At 69.3% G+C, this 17,929-nt stretch carries 17 protein-coding genes; 9 read left to right on the plus strand and 8 right to left on the minus strand.

The window, feature by feature from the left end; genetic code table 11:
* Positions 1 to 10: 10 nt before the first annotated feature.
* From G4D77_RS14940 to G4D77_RS14955, 4 genes are read right to left on the minus strand one after another with little or no spacing between them, the layout of a single operon-like run.
* Positions 11 to 1,177, minus strand: coding sequence for a CaiB/BaiF CoA transferase family protein (locus G4D77_RS14940; protein ID WP_193726180.1), 1,167 nt, complete (start codon positions 1,175 to 1,177; stop codon positions 11 to 13).
* A 48-nt stretch (positions 1,178 to 1,225) separates the two neighbouring features.
* Positions 1,226 to 2,011: a citryl-CoA lyase gene (locus G4D77_RS14945; RefSeq protein ID WP_046240786.1), complete on the minus strand. Its 786-nt coding sequence runs from the start codon at positions 2,009 to 2,011 to the stop codon at positions 1,226 to 1,228.
* A gap of 31 nt (positions 2,012 to 2,042) precedes the next feature.
* Complete coding sequence (locus tag G4D77_RS14950) at positions 2,043 to 3,542, minus strand: class I adenylate-forming enzyme family protein (RefSeq protein ID WP_154836198.1); 1,500 nt, start codon at positions 3,540 to 3,542, stop codon at positions 2,043 to 2,045.
* A 56-nt stretch (positions 3,543 to 3,598) separates the two neighbouring features.
* Positions 3,599 to 4,636: a tripartite tricarboxylate transporter substrate binding protein gene (locus G4D77_RS14955; RefSeq protein WP_154836200.1), complete on the minus strand. Its 1,038-nt coding sequence runs from the start codon at positions 4,634 to 4,636 to the stop codon at positions 3,599 to 3,601.
* A gap of 133 nt (positions 4,637 to 4,769) precedes the next feature.
* Between G4D77_RS14955 and G4D77_RS14960 the strand changes: the two genes are divergently transcribed.
* The 5 genes from G4D77_RS14960 (at position 4,770) to G4D77_RS14980 (ending at position 10,338) form a co-directional block, all read left to right on the plus strand.
* Positions 4,770 to 5,576 carry an IclR family transcriptional regulator gene (locus G4D77_RS14960; RefSeq protein WP_012202728.1) on the plus strand — a complete coding sequence of 269 codons (807 nt, stop codon included), beginning with the start codon at positions 4,770 to 4,772 and terminating at the stop codon, positions 5,574 to 5,576.
* Positions 5,577 to 5,632: 56 nt separating this feature from the next.
* Positions 5,633 to 6,595 (plus strand): LysR substrate-binding domain-containing protein, encoded by a 963-nt coding sequence (locus G4D77_RS14965; RefSeq protein WP_012202727.1) that lies wholly within the window; start codon positions 5,633 to 5,635, stop codon positions 6,593 to 6,595.
* An 87-nt stretch (positions 6,596 to 6,682) separates the two neighbouring features.
* Complete coding sequence (gene tcuA / locus G4D77_RS14970) at positions 6,683 to 8,107, plus strand: FAD-dependent tricarballylate dehydrogenase TcuA (RefSeq protein WP_154836202.1); 1,425 nt, start codon at positions 6,683 to 6,685, stop codon at positions 8,105 to 8,107.
* 5 nt (positions 8,108 to 8,112) lie between these two features.
* Complete coding sequence (gene tcuB / locus G4D77_RS14975; protein ID WP_154836204.1) at positions 8,113 to 9,315, plus strand: tricarballylate utilization 4Fe-4S protein TcuB; 1,203 nt, start codon at positions 8,113 to 8,115, stop codon at positions 9,313 to 9,315.
* 42 nt (positions 9,316 to 9,357) lie between these two features.
* On the plus strand, positions 9,358 to 10,338 hold the full coding sequence (locus tag G4D77_RS14980) for a Bug family tripartite tricarboxylate transporter substrate binding protein (protein WP_193726181.1): 981 nt from the start codon (positions 9,358 to 9,360) through the stop codon (positions 10,336 to 10,338).
* A 15-nt stretch (positions 10,339 to 10,353) separates the two neighbouring features.
* On the opposite strand, the gene G4D77_RS14985 is transcribed toward G4D77_RS14980, so the two are convergent.
* The 3 genes from G4D77_RS14985 to G4D77_RS14995 form a co-directional block, all read right to left on the minus strand.
* Positions 10,354 to 10,857: a carboxymuconolactone decarboxylase family protein gene (locus tag G4D77_RS14985; RefSeq protein WP_034398063.1), complete on the minus strand. Its 504-nt coding sequence runs from the start codon at positions 10,855 to 10,857 to the stop codon at positions 10,354 to 10,356.
* Between the two features lie 138 nt (positions 10,858 to 10,995).
* A complete protein-coding gene (locus G4D77_RS14990) occupies positions 10,996 to 11,982 on the minus strand; it encodes a tripartite tricarboxylate transporter substrate binding protein BugE (RefSeq protein WP_047328022.1) in 987 nt (328 codons plus the stop codon).
* Between the two features lie 51 nt (positions 11,983 to 12,033).
* Complete coding sequence (locus G4D77_RS14995; protein ID WP_047471264.1) at positions 12,034 to 13,275, minus strand: alpha-hydroxy acid oxidase; 1,242 nt, start codon at positions 13,273 to 13,275, stop codon at positions 12,034 to 12,036.
* 112 nt (positions 13,276 to 13,387) lie between these two features.
* On the opposite strand from G4D77_RS14995, the gene G4D77_RS15000 reads away from it, so the two are divergent.
* The 3 genes from G4D77_RS15000 (at position 13,388) to G4D77_RS15010 (ending at position 15,706) form a co-directional block, all read left to right on the plus strand.
* Complete coding sequence (locus G4D77_RS15000) at positions 13,388 to 14,305, plus strand: LysR family transcriptional regulator (RefSeq protein ID WP_013804650.1); 918 nt, start codon at positions 13,388 to 13,390, stop codon at positions 14,303 to 14,305.
* 178 nt (positions 14,306 to 14,483) lie between these two features.
* The gene (locus G4D77_RS15005; protein WP_016454004.1) at positions 14,484 to 14,948 is read left to right on the plus strand and encodes a hypothetical protein; all 465 of its coding nucleotides are present in this window, start codon (positions 14,484 to 14,486) and stop codon (positions 14,946 to 14,948) included.
* Positions 14,945 to 15,706: a DUF1828 domain-containing protein gene (locus tag G4D77_RS15010; protein ID WP_154836206.1), complete on the plus strand. Its 762-nt coding sequence runs from the start codon at positions 14,945 to 14,947 to the stop codon at positions 15,704 to 15,706. The genes G4D77_RS15005 and G4D77_RS15010 overlap by 4 nt, the downstream gene beginning before the upstream one ends.
* A gap of 19 nt (positions 15,707 to 15,725) precedes the next feature.
* Here G4D77_RS15010 and G4D77_RS15015 read toward each other — a convergent pair whose 3' ends face one another.
* Positions 15,726 to 16,757: a LacI family DNA-binding transcriptional regulator gene (locus G4D77_RS15015; protein ID WP_227740856.1), complete on the minus strand. Its 1,032-nt coding sequence runs from the start codon at positions 16,755 to 16,757 to the stop codon at positions 15,726 to 15,728.
* Positions 16,758 to 16,934: 177 nt separating this feature from the next.
* On the opposite strand from G4D77_RS15015, the gene G4D77_RS15020 reads away from it, so the two are divergent.
* Entirely contained in the window at positions 16,935 to 17,924 is a 990-nt protein-coding gene (locus G4D77_RS15020; protein WP_047328016.1) for a substrate-binding domain-containing protein, read from the plus strand.
* Positions 17,925 to 17,929: the final 5 nt, after the last annotated feature.

Genomic DNA, 17,929 nt, shown 5'->3' on the forward strand with positions numbered 1-17,929 from the left:
GTCTAGGGATTCAGAGGTCCTGCGGCGCCGCACCGAGCACGGGCGGCGGCGGCACCTGGGCGCCGCTGCCGGCCGGCACCATGGGGTTGCGCACCAGCTTCAGCGTGCCCAGCTGCGGGTGCTCCACCGTCTGCAGCATCTGGCGGTGCCGGACCTGCGGATGGGCGAAGACCTGTTCCATGGTGTTGATGCAGCCCCAGGGCACCTGGGCGGTGTCCAGCGCATCGGTCAGGGCCTGCAGCGGCCCGCGGCCCAGCGCCGCGCGCAGCAGCGGGCGCAGCTGCGCCATGCCGGTCAGGCGCGCGGCATTGGTGGCAAAGCGCGCGTCCAGGTGCCAGTCCGTGCCCAGCACGGAGCACAGGGCGGCGAACTGCCCGTCATTGCCGATGGCCAGGATGAAGTGGCCGTCTTCGCAGGCAAACACCTCGTAGGGCGCGCAATTGGGATGGGCGTTGCCCGTGCGGCGCGGGTTCTCGCCGCTGACCAGGTAGTTGGCCGCCTGGTTGGCATTCATGGCCACGGCCACGTCCAGCAGCGCCAGGTCGATGTGCTGGCCGCGCCCCGTGCGCTGGCGCTGCACCACGGCCGCCAGCACGGCGCTGGTGGCATACATGCCCGTCATCAGGTCCACCACGGCCACGCCCGTGCGCAGCGGGCCCGCTCCCTCCTCGCCATCGGCCACGCCCGTGTAGCCCATGAGGCCGCCCAGCCCCTGGAACACATAGTCGTAGCCGGGCTTGTGCGCAAACGGGCCGCTCTGGCCGAAGCCCGTGATCGACAGGTAGATCAGCCCGGGGTTGATGGCGGCCAGCGCCGCGTAGTCCAGCCCGTGGCGCGCCAGCGCGCCGGCCTTGTAGTTTTCCACCAGCACGTCGGCATCGCGGATCTGGCGCAGCAGCCAGGCATGCGAGGCCGGCTCGGTGAAGTCCAGCGCCACCGACTGCTTGCCGCGGTTGCAGGACAGGAAGTAGGCCGACACGGCCTCGCCACCGGGCGCCTGCACGAAGGGCGGGCCCCAGGCGCGCGTGTCGTCGCCCGTGCCGGGACGCTCGATCTTGAGCACCGATGCGCCCAGGTCGGCAAGGTTCTGGGTGCACCAGGGTCCCGCCAGGATGCGGGACAGGTCCACCACGCGCAGGCCGTCGAGGGCGCTGGACAGTCCATGGGTTTGTTGCATGGACTCCATGCTCGCGGCATGGCGCGCGGTGGTCCATCGGTCATTGCTTCACGCAGCGTTCGCGGAAACTGCATGCCCCGCGTAGGGGATGGCCTCCTCCACCGTTTCCCAGATGAACCGGCCCGACGGGCTTTGCTGCTCCTCCACCACATGCGCCACCAGCCCGGCCGCCCGCGAGATGACGGCAAAGCCGCGCATCACGGCTGTGGGCACGCCGATCTCGCCCAGCAGGGCGGCCACGGCCCCCGTGGCATTGATGGTGATGGGCCGGCCCGCCGCGGCGTCCACGGCGGCGGACAGGGTTTCGAGCGCGCGGATTCTGCTGCCCGCCAGTTCGGGTTCGGCGCGGCCCATGTCCAGCAGCTTGTAGGCGCGCGGGTCCACGGGCTTGTGCAGGTGGTGGCCGAAGCCGGGCACGGGGCTTTTCAACGCCTTGTGGTGCTGGGCGATGGCGCGGGCCTCGGCCTCGGGGTCGGCGGCGGCGGCAATGCGGTCGAGCAGCGCGGCGCAGTTCTCCATGGTGCCCACGAAGGAGCTGCCCACGGCCAGCAGGCCGGCCGAGACGGCGCCCTGCAGGTTCTCGGGCGCGCTCATGTAGATGAGGCGCGTGGCGATGGCGCTGGGCGTGAGGCCATGCTCCATGAGCACGATGAGCACCACATCGGCGATGCGCAGGTCCACGGGGCGCGGCGTGCGGCCCAGGATCTGCATCAGCATCACCTCGGTGAAGGTCTTCTTGCCCATCAGGTCCTCGACCAGGTCGGCATCGCGGTAATGCAGGCTGGTGAGGGTGTGGGTGCACAGGCGGGTGACGGGGGGTTGGTGCGTGGCCATGGCCAGGGTCTCCTTGTGATGGTGTTCGGGATCAACGGGGCGCCAGCGCAAGCTCGCGCACGGCCGTCTTGAGCAGCTTGCCCACGGGCGAGCGCGGCAGGCTGGCGTGAAAGTGGATGCGCTTGGGTGTCTGCACGGGGCCCAGGCGCTGGCGCACGAAGGCGATCAGCTCGGCCTCGTCCGGGCGCTGGTCGGGGCGCAGTTCGGCGCGCAATTGCACGGCGGCCTGCACGGCCTCGCCCCAGTGGTCGTCGGGGATGCCGAAGACCACGCACTCGTGCACGGCCGGATGCTGGCCCAGGGCGTTTTCCACATCCACGGGATAGACGTTGAAGCCGCCCGTGATGACCAGGTCCTTCAGGCGGTCCTTGAGGTGCAGGTAGCCCTGCGCATCGATCAGGCCCCGGTCCCCCGTGTGCAGCCAGCCGTTCACCAGGGTCTCGGCCGTCTTGTCTGGCAGGCGCCAGTAGCCGCTCATCAGCAGATCGCCGCGCGCCACGACCTCGCCCACCTCGCCCCGGGGCAGCAGGCGGCCGTCGGGCGCCATGATGGCCAGGTCGCTGAACCAGGTGGTCCGGCCCACGGAGGTCCACAGGCCTTCGTCCTCGAAGTCCTCGGGCCGCATGGCCGTGAGGATCTGCGGCGCCTCGGTCTGGCCATAGGTGGTGGCCAGCACGGGGCCGAAGAAGGCGCGCACCTGGCGGATTTTCTCGGGCGGCATGGCGGCGCCGCCGTAGATGAGGCGGCGCAGGCCGGGGAAGTCCGCACGGCTGGCGCCCGGCAGCGCCATCAGCATGTAGATCAGGGTGGGCGGCATGAAGCACACGGTGCCGCCGCGCAGGGCAAAGGCGCTGCGCACGGCCTCGGCACCCGCACCGTCGAGCAGCACATGGCAGCCGCCCTGCGCCAGGATGGGCAGCAGGTAGGTGGACGTGCCATGCGTGATGGGCGCGGCCATGACGTAGCGGTCATGTTCATCGAACCCCCAGGCCTGGATCTGGTTGGCAATGCCGGCCATCCAGGCGCGGCAGGGCTGCATCACGCCCTTGGGCAGGCCCGTGGTGCCGCCCGTGAACTTGATGGCCTGGATGGCATCGGCGGGCAGTTCGGGTGTCACAGGCAAAGCGCCGGTCTGCGCCTGCTCCAGGGCCGCCGTGCCCTCGCCCAGCATCAGGTGGATGCCCGGCGCCCCTTGCACCAGTGCAGCGCCGCCCGCATCGCACAGCACGATGGAGGGCTCGGTGGCATCGATGATGCGGCGCACCTCGGACTGCGTGCTCTTGGGATTGAGCGGCACCCAGACCTTGCCGCTGGCCATCACCGCCAGCAGGGCGGCGATATGGTCTGCGCTGTTGCCCGCGCAGATGCCCACGCGGCTTTGCACGGCAGGCTCCAGCGCCTGCAGGCCGGCCGCCAGCGCGGCCACCTTGCGGGCCAGCGCGTCATAGCGGATGCAGCCGCCCGGTGCGTCGATGGCGATGCGCTGCGGCCAGCGCTCGGCCGCGCGCCAGAAAAAATCAATGGGTTGCATGGGGGTCGTCTCCTCGTGGTGCGGTTGTGTTGAGCTTGTGCCGAACGTGTGTCGAACTACTGGGCGGTGGCGCCCGAGGCCTTGACCACCTCGCGCCAGCGCTTGATCTCCGACGCCGCAAAGCTGCGCATCTGCGCCGGGGTGCCGGGCTCGGGCGTGGCGGCCATCTCGCCCAGGCGCTGGCGCAGCTCGGGTGCGGCCAGGGCGGTGTTCAGGGCATGGTTCAGGCGCTCGATCACGGCGGGCGGCGTGCCCGCAGGGGCGGCCAGGCCGAACCACGACTGCACGTCGAAGCCCGCATAGCCCGACTCCGCCAGCGTGGGCACATCGGGCAGCAGCGCCGAGCGCCGGGCGCTGGTGATGGCGATCGCGCGCAGCTTGCCTGCCTGCACATGGGGCAGGGCCGAGGGCGCGTTGTCGAACATGGAATCCACCTGCCCGCCCAGCAGGTCGGTGATGGCCGGTGCGCTGCCCCGGTAGGGCACGTGCAGCATGCGCAGGCCCGAGAGCTGCCGGAACATCTCGCCCGACAGGTGGATCGACGAGCCGCTGCCCGACGAGGCGAAGCTGATGCCCTGCGCACTCTGCCGGGCATGGCGCACATAGTCGGCCACGTTCTGTATGGGCAGGCGCGGGTTGACCACGAGGATGTTGGGAATCTTGGCGATCAGGCCGATGGGCTCGAAGTCCTTGACCGGGTCATAGCCGAGCCGGGGGTAGAGCGAGGCATTGATGGTGTTGGCAATGGTGTAGACATACAGCGTGTAGCCGTCCGCAGGCGCCCGCGCCACGGCCTCGGCGCCCACATTGCTGTTGGCGCCCGTGCGGTTGTCCACCACCACGCTCTGGCCCAGCTGCTCGCCCATCCGGGCGGCCACCAGGCGTGCGATCACGTCGGTGGCGCCACCGGCCGCATAGCCCACCACGAGCCGCACGGGCCGGGCCGGCCAGGACGCCGGCTGCGCCAGCACGGGTGCGGGCGCCAACGCCACGGTCGCGACGGTCGCGGCGGCCATGCCGGCCAGTGCGCAGGTGAAGGAACAGGCCAGCAGGCGCCGGCGCGCCCACGGATTGAAACGGGCAGGGGTTGTCATGTCTTGTCTCCAGGTGATCGTTCTGATGTCCGCTGATGTCTGCCTGTGTGGGCTTTCGACGGCCTGCGGCACACTGCGCGCTGCACGCAGGCCCTTTTCTGCCCTGCCTGCAATCACCGGGAAATTCTTTTCCATGGCTTCGCGCAGCACCAATCCAAACGTCCGGCCAGCGGACATTCCAGTCTCCGCCGACGATGCCGGCAGCCGCACGCTGCGCCGTGGCCTGCAGGTGCTGGACGCCGTGCTGGCCGCAGGCCGCGAGGGCCTGCGCGTCGCTGACCTGTGCCGCGCCACGGGGCTGGAGCGCGCCACGGTGTACCGCCTGCTGTCCACCCTGGTGGACAGCGGCTATGTGGCGCACAGGGGGCGCTTCGGCTATGCGGCCGGCCACCGGCTGGCGGCCACGGCCGCCAGCGCGGGCCAGCCCAACATGGCCGTGCGGCTGCAGCCCGTGCTGGAGCGCGTGAGCGCGGGCTGCGCGGACGCGGCCTTCGCCATCGTGCGCGAAGGCGCGGCATCGCACTGCATCGCCCGCCATGTGGGCACGCATCCGGTGCAGATCCTGGTGATCCAGGTGGGCACGCGCCAGCCGCTGGGCGTGGGAGCGGCGGGACTGGCCCTGCTGGCCGCCCTGCCCGATGCCGAGGTGCAGGCCGCGATGGTGGCCAACGCGCCCGTGCTGGAGCAGTACGGCGGCATGACGCTCGAGCGCATGGCCCTGCTGGTGAAGGCCACGCGCCAGCGCGGCTGGTCCGTCATCGGCAACCACGCCACGCGCGGCGTGCTGGCCGTGGGCATGGCGGTGCGCAATGCCGAAGGCGAGCCCGTGGCCGCCGTCAGCGTGGCCTCCACGCTGGAGCGCATGCCCGGCGAGCGCCAGAAGCTGATTGCGCGCTCGATAGGCGAAGCCCTGGCGGCCCTGCTGCCGCGCGGCATCTGAGGCCAAGCCCCGGTCTGCACCGACAATCGGCGCTGCACACCACAAGCGCCGCCCCCATGGAACTGAGACAACTCCGCTACTTCGTCCGCATCGTCGAACTGGGCTCCATGAGCCGCGCCGCCCTGGACCTGGACATGGTCCAGTCCGCGCTGAGCCAGCAGGTCAGCCGCCTGGAAAGCGAGCTGTCCACCCGGCTGCTGCAGCGCACGCCGCGCGGCGTGGTGCCCACCGAGGCGGGCGTGGCCTTCTTCCGCGAGGCCCAGCTCACGTTGCGCCATGCCGAGCAGGCCGTGCGCAGCGCGCAGCAGGCGCGGCTGTCGGGCTCGGTCAGCGTGGGCCTGGCGCCCACCACCTCGGCCATGCTGGGCCTGCCCATGATGCAGGCCATGCGCGCGCGCTACCCCGATGTGCGCCTGCACATGGTGGAAGGCATGTCCGGCCACCTGACCGACATGCTCAATGCGCGCGCGCTGGACATGGCCGTGCTGTTCGACGCCCGCCTGCACGGCGGTCAGGCCCGCGCAGGCGGGCGGCGCTGGCAGGTGCACCCGCTGATCGAGGAAGAGCTGTTCCTGATCCGCGCGCGTGGCCACCACCCCGAGCCGCTGCCGCCGCAGATGGCGCTGGCCGACCTGGCCGGCGAATCGCTGATCCTGCCCACGGGCCTGCACGGCCTGCGCAGCACGCTGGACACGGCCTTCTCGCAGGCGCGCTTCACGCCGCATCTGGTGCTGGAGGTGGATTCGCTGTCCATGGTCATGGCGGCCGTGGATGCGGGCCTGGGCAGCACGGTGCAGCCCTGGGCCTCCATGGGCCGCTATGCCGATGCCGCGCAGCGCTTCGAGTGGTCGCGTATCACGGACAAAGATGCCCTGCGCACCAACTTGCTGTGCAGCCTTTCCGAGGATGAGCTGTCGCCCGCCGCCCTGGCCGCGCGCGTGGTGCTGATCGACTGCGTGCGCCAGCTGCTGCGCGGCGGTGCCTGGGCCGGCACGGCCCTCATCCATCACGAAGACTGATACCCCCATGCCGGCGGGCCCCTGCCCGCCGCGCGGCGTTCTCCCTACATTCGCAATCCCCACGATGGCGAATGCAAGGAGAACTCCATGGACCCCGATGTCCTGGTCATAGGCGGCGGCAATGCCGCCCTGTGCGCGGCCCTGATGGCGCGCGAGGCAGGCCGCAGCGTGCTGCTGCTGGAGGCGGCGCCGCGCGACTGGCGCGGCGGCAATTCCGGCCACACGCGCAACCTGCGCTGCATGCACGACACGCCCCAGGACGTGCTGGTCGAGGCCTACCCCGAGGAGGAGTTCTGGCAGGACCTGCTCAAGGTCACGGGCGGCATCACCAACGAGCACCTGGCGCGCATGGTGATCCGCGCCTCCTCCACCTGCCGCGACTGGATGCGCCGCCACGGCGTGCATTTCCAGCCGCCGCTGTCGGGAGCCCTGCACGTGGCGCGCACCAATGCCTTCTTCATGGGCGGCGGCAAGGCCCTGGTCAATGCCTACTACCGCAGCGCCGAACGGCTGGGCGTGCAGGTGCGCTACGCGTCGCCCGTGGACCGGCTGGAGATCGAGGGCGGCGAGTTCAGGGCCGCCTGGGTGGGCGAGCAGCGCATCACCGCAAAGACCTGCGTGCTGGCGGCGGGCGGCTTCGAGTCCAACCGCGAGTGGCTGCGCGAGGCCTGGGGGCAGAACGCGCGCGGCGAGTGGCCGTCCGACAACTTCCTGATCCGCGGCACGGCCTTCAACCGCGGCGTGCTGCTGCGCCACCTGCTCGAAGACCATGGCGCCGACCGCATCGGCGACCCCACCCAGGCCCACATGGTGGCCATCGATGCGCGCGCGCCGCTGTACGACGGCGGCATCTGCACGCGCATCGACTGCGTCTCGCTGGGCGTGGTGGTCAACCGCGAGGCCGAGCGCTTCTACGACGAGGGCGAGGACTTCTGGCCCAAGCGCTATGCCATCTGGGGCCGCCTGGTGGCCCAGCAGCCGGGCCAGACCGCCTGGTCCGTGATCGACGCCAAGGCCATTGGCCGCTTCATGCCGCCGGTCTTCCCGGGCGTGCGCGCCGACTCCCTGCCCGAGCTGGCACGCAAGCTGGGCCTGGACGAGGAACGCTTCATGCAGACCCTGGATGCCTACAACGGCGCCTGCCGCGTCGGCCACTTCGACCACACGGCGCTGGACGACTGCCACACCGAGGGCCTGGTGCCCGCCAAGACCCACTGGGCCCGCCCCATCGACACGGCGCCCTTCTACGGCTACCAGCTGCGCCCCGGCGTGACCTTCACCTACCTGGGCCTGGAGACCGACGACACGGCGGCCGTGCGCTTTGCCGGCCAGCCCAGCACCAGCCTGTTCGTGGCCGGCGAAATGATGGCCGGCAACGTGCTGGGCAAGGGCTATACGGCCGGCGTGGGCATGTCCATCGGCACGGCCTTCGGCCGCATCGCGGGCCGCAACGCGGCCCTGGCCGCCACGGGCCACCCCGCCGTGCGCGGCGCAGTGACAGAGAAGGCTTGACCGAGATGCAGACCCTGAACGCCCTGGCCCAAGAAGCCCAGGACCTGGCCGCCGGCCGGGTCATTCCCATCCTGCCGGTCTCCACCGAAACTGCCGCCGAAGGCGAGGTGGCGCGTGCCCTGCAGATCTGCAACGCCTGCCGCTACTGCGAAGGCTTTTGCGCGGTCTTCCCGGCCATGACGCGGCGCCTGGAGTTCGGCAAGGCTGATGTGCACTACCTGGCCAACCTGTGCCACAACTGCGGCGCCTGCCTGCATGCCTGCCAGTACGCGCCGCCGCATGAATTCGCCATCAACATCCCCAAGGCCATGGCCGAGGTGCGCGGCCAGACCTATGCCGACTACGCCTGGCCGCCCGCCCTGGGGCGCCTGTACCAGAGGAACGGGCTCACGCTGTCGCTGGCCCTGGCCGCAGGCCTGTCGCTGTTCCTGGTGCTGGCCGTGGCCCTGCAGGGCGGCCTGGGCCGGCTGTGGGGCGCCGACCTGGGCGCCAACTTCTACAACCTGTTCCCGCACAACCTGCTGGTGGGCATCTTCGCGCCCGTGTTCCTGTTCGTGGTGCTGGCGCTGGCCATGGGCGTGCGCCGCTTCTGGAAGGACGTCAAGCCCGCCACCGGCGGCGTGGACGTGGGCACGCCGGCGGCGGCCGAGGCCGCGCACGACGTGCTGCGCCTCAAATACCTGGACGGCGGCCACGGCGAGGGCTGCCACAACGAGGACGATGCCTACACCCTGAGCCGCAGGCGTTTTCACCACCTGACCTTCTACGGATTCATGCTGTGCTTTGCGGCCACGGCGCTGGCCACGGTCTACCACTACGTGTTCGGCTGGGCCGCGCCCTACGAATTCCCCAGCCTGCCCAAGCTGCTGGGCGCCGTGGGCGGCACCAGCCTCATGCTGGGCACCGCAGGCCTGTGGCACCTGAACCGCAGGCGCCACCCGCTGCATGGCGACGCGCGCCAGAAACCCATGGACCTGGGCTTCATCGCCCTGCTGTTCCTGGTCGCGGCCAGCGGCATGGCGCTGTGGCTGGGCCGCGGCACGCCGGCCCTGGCCCTGCTGCTGTGCCTGCACCTGGGCGCGGTGATCGCCCTGTTCGCCACCCTGCCCTACGGCAAGTTCGCGCACGGCGTGTTCCGCACGGCATCCCTGCTGCGCCACAACACCGAAAAGCGCCAGCCCAGCCCCATCGGGCTGGGCGCCGACTAGCCGCATCCGCCCCGATTCCCAGCCAATGACGGAGACAACCCCATGATGAACAAGCGCAACTTCCTGCACGCCAGCGCCCTGGCCGCCTCCCTGCTCGCACTGGCCGCGAGCGCGCAGGCCCAGGACTTTCCTCCCAAAAAGCCCGTGTCCCTGGTCGTGGGCTTCGCCGCCGGCGGCGCCGCAGATGCGGCCGCGCGCCTGATCGCCAAGAAGCTGGGCGAGAACATCGGCCAGAGCGTGGTGGTGGAGAACAAGGGCGGCGCGGGCGGCAACATCGCCCACCAGCAGGTGGCCAATGCGGCGGCCGACGGCTCGGTGCTGCTGTTCGGCTCGGTGGGGCCGCTGACCATTGCGCCGCACCTGATGAAGCTGCCCTACGACCCCTTCAAGGACCTGGCGCCCATCTCGGGCGGCGTGAACTTTCCCAACGTGCTGGTGGTGCACAAGGGCGCGGGCGTGAAGACCCTGGCCGAGTTCGTGGCCAAGGCCAGGAAGAACCCGGGCACGGTGGACTACGCCTCGACGGGCGCGGGCTCGGCCTCCCACCTGGCAGGCGAGCTGTTCAACCAGCGCGCGGGCATCGACATGGTGCACGTGCCCTACAAGGGCGGCGCGCCCGCGCTGCAGGACCTGCTGGGCGAGCGCGTGACCAGCTACTTCGCAGCGCCGCCCACGGCCCTGCCCCACATCGAGGCCGGCAAGCTGATCCCGCTGGCCACCACGGGCCTCACGCGCCCGGCGTACATGCCCGACATCCCCACGGTGGCCGAAGCCGGCTATCCCGGCTTCGAGGCACTGAACTGGTATGCCTTCGTGGCACCGGGCAAGACGCCCAAGCCGATGCTGGACCGCTGGAACACCGAGATCGTCAAGGTACTCAATGACCCCGGCGTCAAGGACGCGCTGAACAAGCACGGCCTCACCCCCCAGCCCACCACGCGCGCCGAGTTCGCGGCCTTCATGAAGAAGGAGTACGAGCAGTGGGGCAGGCTGGTGAAGGAGCGAAAGCTCTCGGCGGAGTGAGTGGCTTGCAGGCGTTCAGAGCTTGATCGGCTTGCGTGCCACGGGCGCTGCAAAGCCCGCGCACAGGCGGTTCCAGACATTGATGCTGCCGATGGCATAGGTCAGCTCCACCATCTCGCGCTCGCTGAAATGCGGGCGCAGCGCCTCGAAGTCCTGCTGCTCGGGATGGGCCTGGCTCAGTCGCGTGCAGCGCTCGGCCCAATTCAGGGCGGCGCGCTCGCGCCCGTCGTAGAAATCCACCTCGGGCCAGGTGACGATGCTGTTGATGCGCTGCAGGTCCTCGCCCCGGGACAGCAGTTCGCGCGTGTGCATGTCCACGCAGAAGGCGCAGCCGTTGATCTGCGAGACGCGCAGGAACACCAGCTCCAGCAGCTGGATGCCCAGGCTGGACTCGTGCAGCAGCGCGTTGATGCCGGCCTGGGCCTTGTACAGCTCGGGGGCGACGGCCTGGAAGTTCAGGCGCGGCGTGGGGGCGGCAAGAGGACGGGCGCCGGTGGCAGCGGAAGACGAAGCGGTCATGGAAAACACTCCTTGAGGGATGTAGCAGCCGGCCGGAATGGCTGGCCCATACCTTCAAGACGCGCGGGGCGTGCGCGTTGTGACAGCGTGGGTGAAAATTCTTTCGCAGCCCCTATCCTCCTTTTCGCCGGCTGCCCCTCAATCCGCCACGATGCGCCGCTCCGTGGCGATCTTGCGGTACAGGGCGTTCTCGGCCGCGATCTCGCGCGCGAACTCCTCGGGACGGTTGCCGATCACGCGCGAGCCAGTGTCCTCGATCTGGCGGCGCACCTCGGGGCTGGCCAGCGCGCGCTGGGCGGCCGCATGCAGGCGCGCCACGATCTCGGGCGACAGCCCCTTGGGGCCGTAGATGCCATAGAAGGCGCTGCGGTTGACCGGCTCCAGCCCCAGCTCCTTGAAGGTGGGCACCTGGGGCAGCTGGGCCAGGCGCTCGGGCGCGGCCACCGCCAGCGCGGTGAGCCGGCCCGCCTTGATGAAGGGCAGGGCCGAGGGCAAGTTGTCGAAGACGATGGGCACCTGGCCCGCCACCGCATCGTTGAGCGCCGGGCCCGATCCCCGGTAAGGCACATGCGTGAGCGACAGCCCCGAGCGGCTGGACATCAGCTCCATCAGCATGTGGCCTATGGAGCCCGTGCCCGCCGTGCCGTAGGCATGCTTGCCGGGGTTCTTCTTCACCTCCTCCACGAAGGCCGCAAAGCTCTGCGCCTTGAAGCCCGGATGCACGGCCAGCACATTGGGCGTGGCCGCAATGTTGGTGATGGGCGTGAAATCGGTGAGCGGGTTGTAGGGCAGGCGCGGGTTGATGGCCGCATTGGTGGCCGTGGTGGACACGGTGGCCACGCCCAGCGTGTAGCCGTCGGGCTGGGCACGCGCGGCCTCGTGCGCGCCGATGGCGCCTCCGCCGCCGCCCTTGTTGTCCACCACCAGCGGCTGGCCCAGGGCCTCGGCCATGCGCGGCGCGATCGCGCGCGCCACGATGTCGGTGGTGCCGCCGGCCGCAAACGGCACGATCAGGCGCACCGGGCGCGTGGGATAGGCGCCGGCATCGGCCGCCATGGCGCCCGGTGCGGCGCCTGCGGCCAGCAGCAGGGCGCACAGGCTGCGGCGTGAAGTGAAGTGGTTCATGGGATGTCTCCTGGGAATGGCTGTGTTTTGAATGGACGGTGGAGGTTTCTGTCAGGCCGATGCGCGGCGCACGATGTGCGAGCGGTCCAGCGCGCCGCAGGAGGAGGCGCCCAGCATGGCCAGGTTGCGGTCCACCTCGTCGCGCAGCAGGCCGATGGCGTGCAGCACGCCGGCCTCGCCGCCCACGGCGGCGGCATAGTTGAAGGGCCGGCCCACCAGCACCATGCGCGCGCCCAGCGCAACGGCCTTGAGCACATCGGAGCCGCGCCTGAAGCCCCCGTCGATCAGCACGGGATAGTCCGGCCCCAGGGCCGCCACCACGTCCTCAAGAATGCGCATGGCCGACACCGCGCCGTCGAGCTGCCGCCCGCCATGGTTGGACAGCACGATGCCGTCGGCCCCCACGCGCCGGGCCTGCAGCGCGTCCTCCACGCTGAGCACGCCCTTGATGACCAGCGGCCCCTTCCAGCGGCGGCGGATGGCCTCGATGTGGTGCCAGCTCAGGTGGTCGCGTGCCGAAAAATCGCGCATCACGCTGGACGACATGATGGGCGCGCCGCGCGTGGCAAAGGAGTTCTCGAAATGCGGCATGCCGTGGCGCAGCAGCGTGCGCAGGAAGGTGCCGGCCACCCAGCCCGGGCGCACCATGCCGTCCCAGGCCAGGCGCAGGCTGGGCTTGAGCGGCGTGGAAAAGCCGGTGCGGATGTTGTTCTCGCGGTTGGCGGAGATCGGTATGTCCACCGTCACCACCAGGGTGCGAAAGCCTGCGCGCTCCACGCGGTCGATCAGCGCGTCGATGCGGGCCTGGTCCCCGGGGATATAGGCCTGGAACCAGGTGGCCGGGCTCTCGCGCGCCACCTCCTCCATGGGGATCAGCGAGGTGCCGCTCATCACCGACACAATGCCCGCGCGCTGGGCCGCGCGCGCCAGCACCAGGTCGCCCCGGTAGGTGGACAGCGCATTGATGCCCATGGGCGCAATGCCGAAGGGGCTGGCATAGCGCTCGCCGAACAGCTCCACGGCCTGCGAGCGCTGCGACACATCGGCCAGCACGCGCGTGGTCAGGCCCCATTCGCCGAACACCTCGCGGTTGTCGCGCAGCGAGGCGTTGTCCTCTGCCGCCCCGGCGATGTAGCCGAAGATGGGCCGGGGCAGCCTGCGGCGCGCGGCCTCCTCGAAATCATGCAGCGACAGCATGCGGCGCAGCACGGCCGGGGCGCGCGGCGCTGGCAGGGCGGATGCCGAAGGCGTGGAGGCAGAGGCAGAGGCAGAGGAGGAAGCGATGGCGGCCATGGTGCGGACCTCGGAATGTTCAGGAACCGGCGCCACTGTAGGCCGCGCATCCATTGAATGAAAGTGGATTATTTAGAATGCACTTGTTCGCTTTTTTGCCAATGACAAACACATGTCCACACCCTCGGTCAAGCAGCTCGAAGCCTTCTGGTGGGCCGCCACCTGCAGCAACTTCGCCACGGCAGCGCAGCGCGTGCACCTGTCCGTGTCCTCGCTGTCCAAGCGCATCACGGAACTGGAGTCCGCGCTGGGCCAGCCGCTGTTCGACCGCAGCGGCCACCGCGCCGTGCTCACCGACGCCGGCCAGCGCCTGCTGCCCGCCGCGCTGGAGGTGCTCAACGCCATGGCCGCACTGGGCCAGGCCCTGGACACGCGCGAGGCGCTGGCCGGGCATTGCCGCTTCGGCGTGGGCGACCTGTCGGCGCTGACCTGGCTGCCGGCCTTCGTGGCCGCCGCGCGCCAGGCCCATCCGCAGCTGGTGCTGGAGCCCCATGTGGACGTGGGCGGCGTGCTGGAGCAGCGCCTGGACGACGGCGAACTGGACTTTGCCGTCATCGCGGGCCGCTCCTCGCGCAGCAGCCTGCTGTCCCGCCCCGTGGGCGCCGCACGCTTTGCCTGGGCCGTGGCCCCCGGCCTGGCAGGCGCGGGCCGCCTGGGCGCCACGGCCCTGCTGCAGCGTCATGCGCTGGTCACCCTGCCCCCGCAGGCCGGCACCACGCGCCTGCTGGACGACTGGCTGCTCGCCCAGGGCGCCAGCGTGCGCGAGCGCATCCTGTGCAACAGCTGGGGCGCCGTGGCCGGCATGCTGCGCGCCGGCCTGGGCGTGGGCTTCCTGCCCACCGGCTGGATCGCCGCCCTGGGCCTGCGCGCCGTCGGGGGCGCCCATCCCAAAGCCGCCCTCGCTCCCCTGCACTACGCCTTCCAATGGCGGCGCGGCGACGCCCGCGCCCTGATCCCGGCCATGCAGCAACTGGCGCAGGCGCAGGTGGATTTCACGGTGATGCCGGGGTTGGTGGGTGCAGGGCGATGAAGGCCAATGGATCCAGACGCAATACCCTTGATCGCGTTGATGCGATACAACATGCGTCAAGGTCGGCGCACTCCAGAATCAAAGGGCGAGCGCGGTTGTGACCAAGGGCAGGAGGTGAGCAGCGCCACTGCGCTGGCTGTCGGCAACTCCTGCACAAACAACATGAAAGGAGGAGAGGGTGGATAGTCTTGACGAGGCGGAGGCTCGCCAGATACTGTCAGAACGTCACTATTGCGACGACGCCGAGGCCGACGATTGGAAGTTACTGGACAAGCCACAGGGAGCGTTCAACTTTGAACAGGGCTTGGTAACGGACAGCGGCAAGGGGACAGGCCTTGTGGTCCAGTTGAACTTCTATCGCTCTTCGGATACTGGGCTCATCACCCTGAAGATGAGTGTGTTCCGTCACATGAAGAAGCAGCCCAAGGCAAGGGTTTACCAATTGCAGATCACGACGAAAAGCTACAACCCCGACAATTGGCACGATCAAGCGCATGAGCATCTGGGAGATGCACGAAACCCTGTTCCAGAGTGGAAGTCATGGCGGACTTTCCATGATGTTTTCGCATTTTTCTGTCAACGCACCAACATCGAATTCAGGCCCGCACTTGAGGATCCAGAACAGCTGAGGCTCCAACCATGATCTGCCAGAACCTTCTCAACCTGACCGGGTTTGCGTACCAGCCCATCAACGAGCAAGGCACGCTTGCAAGGATCAACACGCCCTTCTGTTTTGCCGATGGCGACCCCGTGCCTGTGTATGTGCAGAGTTTCGACAACGACGTACATCGGTTTTTCGACGATGGCCAGACCGTCCTGCACTTCATTGGCAGAGGGATGAATTTCTCGTCAGGGCACAAGCTGAGGTTCCTCAGCAACCTGGCGAGCAAACACGGGGCCTCACTCAATGCCAAGGGCGTCATAGAGATCCTGTCAACGGACTCGTCGTCCGCCGACGCCTTTGCACGGTACATCTCCTGCCTTGTAGCCATCACCCATTGGGAGATGGAGCACCAGGGCGTGGACGCCGATGGATCGGCATTTGCCACGGAGGTAGCACAAGCCCTGCTCCAAAGGTACCCCGGCAAGGAGCTGCAACTTAGGCCCGAATACCTTGGAAGCTCGGGCAAGCGGCATGAGTTGGACTTCAAGATGGAAGGCTCTGGGTATCTGGCCGTCAAGCCAACGCAGCAGTCTGCGGCTCCCGCCCTCTACAAGCTGGTGGATATCACCAACCGGCAAACCAATGACGGAGAAAACATCGTGGTCGTGATCGATGACAGATTCGACAAACAGGCCGCCAAAAACACCCAGCAAGTCTTCAGAAGCATCGTCAGCGACGTGATCCACTTCAGCAAGCTTGTCCCTGCAGACCCTGCAAGCGCTGCGATCGTGCACTGAGCAGGCAAAAGCCCTGAGCCTATGGCAGGGGACTCAAAATCCCCCACTCCACCAACTGCGGCCGCACCTGCACCACCTGCCCCGCGCGCAGGCCGTCCCCATCGATGGCGCGGAAGGCCTCGGCCATCAGGCCTTCGACGTTCTGGCGCACCATGTGCACCGGAAAGCGCAGGCATTCGGCATAGGGGTCCCAGTCGTAGCTGCCAAAGCTGCATTGCGCCAGTTCCGCATCGGGCAGTCCACGCAGGAAGCGGATGGCGCCTTGCAGCGTGATGCCCGATGAGAACAGCAGCGCGCGCGGCAGGCCGCCCAGGCGCTGGTAGAGCGCTGCCATGGCAAGGCGGGCCGCTTCGGGGTCGTAGCCGCAGCAGACGATGTGCTCGTCCGCCACCGGCGTGTGGGGCGCCAGGGCTTCGCGAAAACCGGCCAGGCGCTGCTCGGTGGCGTACTCCTTGCGGACGCCACCCAGAAAGCAGACGGCGTCCTGCGGCGCACCTGCCGGGGGCCTGGAGCGCGCCAGCAGCAGGCGCGTGAGTTCGGCCGCACCCCAGCGGTTGTCGCTGGTGACGGAGGGCGCCTTTTTCCCGGGCAGATCCACGTTGACATGGCGCACGCCGGCCTGGCGGCATTCGGCGCTGATGGCGTCGGGCCGGGTGGCGCCCGTGACGATGAGGTGCTCCACGCGAAAGGCGATCAGCGAGCGCACGGTCTCCACCTCCAGCGCGCCGTCGCGCAGCGTGCTGACCACCAGCGGGCACAGGCCGCGCGCGTGGGCCAGGCGCTCGAAGGCCTGGGACAGCGCGCCGAAGAATCGGTCCTCATGCGTGGGAATCACCATGCCGATCAGCCCCGAGCGCTGGCGGCGCAGGCCGCTGGCCTGGCGGTTCACGGCAAAGCTGTGTTCCTGGGCGAGCTGCTGCACGCGGCGCGCGGTCTCCTCGCTGATGCGCCGCGACTGCCAGCTGCCGTTGAGGATGGCGCTGACCGTCGAGGCCGAGGTGCCGGCCAGTTCGGCCAGGTCGTAGATGGTGGAGGTTCGGGGGCGGTTCACGGTGCTCTGCAGGGGTTGGGACGGGAGCGCTCGGCGGCCATCGTAGCCGCTGCGGCAGCGATTCGGGCGGACCGGAGCCGGCACGCAGCAGCGGCCCGGGAAATCCCGCATCGGCAATGAAAGTCCATCTGTCTATAGTTTGCACAATCGATTGTGCAAAACAGAGGGAGGAGCGCCATGTTCCATGGATTCAGCCGGTTCTCGAGGGCACTGTTGGCCTGCACCCTGGCGGTGCTGGCAGGCGCGGCCGGTGCCGAGGATGTGTCGGTGGTGGCCAAGGTCGGGGGCATTCCGTGGTTCAACGCCATGGAGACCGGTATCCGCAAGGCAGGCCGCGAGCTGGGCATCTCCAGCGGCATGGTCGGCCCCACCGAGGCCGATGCGGCCCAGCAGGTGCGCGCGGTCGAGGACCTGATCGCGCGCCGCAGCAAGGTCATCGCCGTGGTGCCCAACGATGCCAGGGCGCTGGAGCCCGTGTTCCGGCGTGCGCGCAGCGCAGGCATCAAGGTGCTCACGCACGAGTCGCCCGACCAGAAGGGCGCCGACTGGAACATCGAGCTGAGCAGCGTCGCGGGCTTTGGCGAGCGCCACATGGACAGCCTGGGCAAGGCCATGGGTGGCGAAGGCAAGTACGTGGTCTTCGTGGGCTCGCTGACCGTGCCGCTGCACAACGCCTGGGCCGATGCGGCCATCGCCCACCAGAAAAAGCTGTGGCCGAAGATGCAGCTGGTGTCCGAGCGCTTCGGCGTGGCCGAGAGCCTGGACGACTCCTACCGCAGCGCCCAGGACCTGATGCGCGCCCACCCCGACCTCAAGGGCTTTCTGGCCTTCGGCAGCCAGGGCCCCATTGGCGCGGGCCGCGCGGTGGCCGATGCGCGCAAAGCCGAGCGCATTGCCGTGGTGGGCTCGTTCTCGCCGGGCCAGGGCGCCAAGCTGGTGCGCGACGGCGTGATCCGCGAGGGCTTCATCTGGAACCCCGCGCTGGCCGGCGAGGTGATCGTGCATGTGGGCAAGATGCTGATCGACGGCCGCGAGCCCACGGACGGCATGGAGATACCGGGCCTGGGCAAGGTCCAGGTGGACCGCGAGCGCCGCAACATTCAGGGCCAGAAGCTGGAGCCGATCAACCGGCAGACCATAGACCGGCTGGTCGGCCTGGGCCTGTGAGCCGC

The sequence above is a fragment of the Delftia sp. WY8 genome, from assembly GCF_018437695.1.
GTDB lineage: Bacteria > Pseudomonadota > Gammaproteobacteria > Burkholderiales > Burkholderiaceae_C > Comamonas > Comamonas tsuruhatensis.

Coding starts and splice junctions, on each gene's coding strand:
- G4D77_RS14940 (WP_193726180.1), bottom strand. CDS start 1,177: ATGCAACAAACCCATGGACTGTCCAGCGCCCTCGACGGCCTGCGCGTG.
- G4D77_RS14945 (WP_046240786.1), bottom strand. CDS start 2,011: ATGGCCACGCACCAACCCCCCGTCACCCGCCTGTGCACCCACACCCTC.
- G4D77_RS14950 (WP_154836198.1), bottom strand. CDS start 3,542: ATGCAACCCATTGATTTTTTCTGGCGCGCGGCCGAGCGCTGGCCGCAG.
- G4D77_RS14955 (WP_154836200.1), bottom strand. CDS start 4,636: ATGACAACCCCTGCCCGTTTCAATCCGTGGGCGCGCCGGCGCCTGCTG.
- G4D77_RS14960 (WP_012202728.1), top strand. CDS start 4,770: ATGGCTTCGCGCAGCACCAATCCAAACGTCCGGCCAGCGGACATTCCA.
- G4D77_RS14965 (WP_012202727.1), top strand. CDS start 5,633: ATGGAACTGAGACAACTCCGCTACTTCGTCCGCATCGTCGAACTGGGC.
- tcuA (WP_154836202.1), top strand. CDS start 6,683: ATGGACCCCGATGTCCTGGTCATAGGCGGCGGCAATGCCGCCCTGTGC.
- tcuB (WP_154836204.1), top strand. CDS start 8,113: ATGCAGACCCTGAACGCCCTGGCCCAAGAAGCCCAGGACCTGGCCGCC.
- G4D77_RS14980 (WP_193726181.1), top strand. CDS start 9,358: ATGATGAACAAGCGCAACTTCCTGCACGCCAGCGCCCTGGCCGCCTCC.
- G4D77_RS14985 (WP_034398063.1), bottom strand. CDS start 10,857: ATGACCGCTTCGTCTTCCGCTGCCACCGGCGCCCGTCCTCTTGCCGCC.
- G4D77_RS14990 (WP_047328022.1), bottom strand. CDS start 11,982: ATGAACCACTTCACTTCACGCCGCAGCCTGTGCGCCCTGCTGCTGGCC.
- G4D77_RS14995 (WP_047471264.1), bottom strand. CDS start 13,275: ATGGCCGCCATCGCTTCCTCCTCTGCCTCTGCCTCTGCCTCCACGCCT.
- G4D77_RS15000 (WP_013804650.1), top strand. CDS start 13,388: ATGTCCACACCCTCGGTCAAGCAGCTCGAAGCCTTCTGGTGGGCCGCC.
- G4D77_RS15010 (WP_154836206.1), top strand. CDS start 14,945: ATGATCTGCCAGAACCTTCTCAACCTGACCGGGTTTGCGTACCAGCCC.
- G4D77_RS15020 (WP_047328016.1), top strand. CDS start 16,935: ATGTTCCATGGATTCAGCCGGTTCTCGAGGGCACTGTTGGCCTGCACC.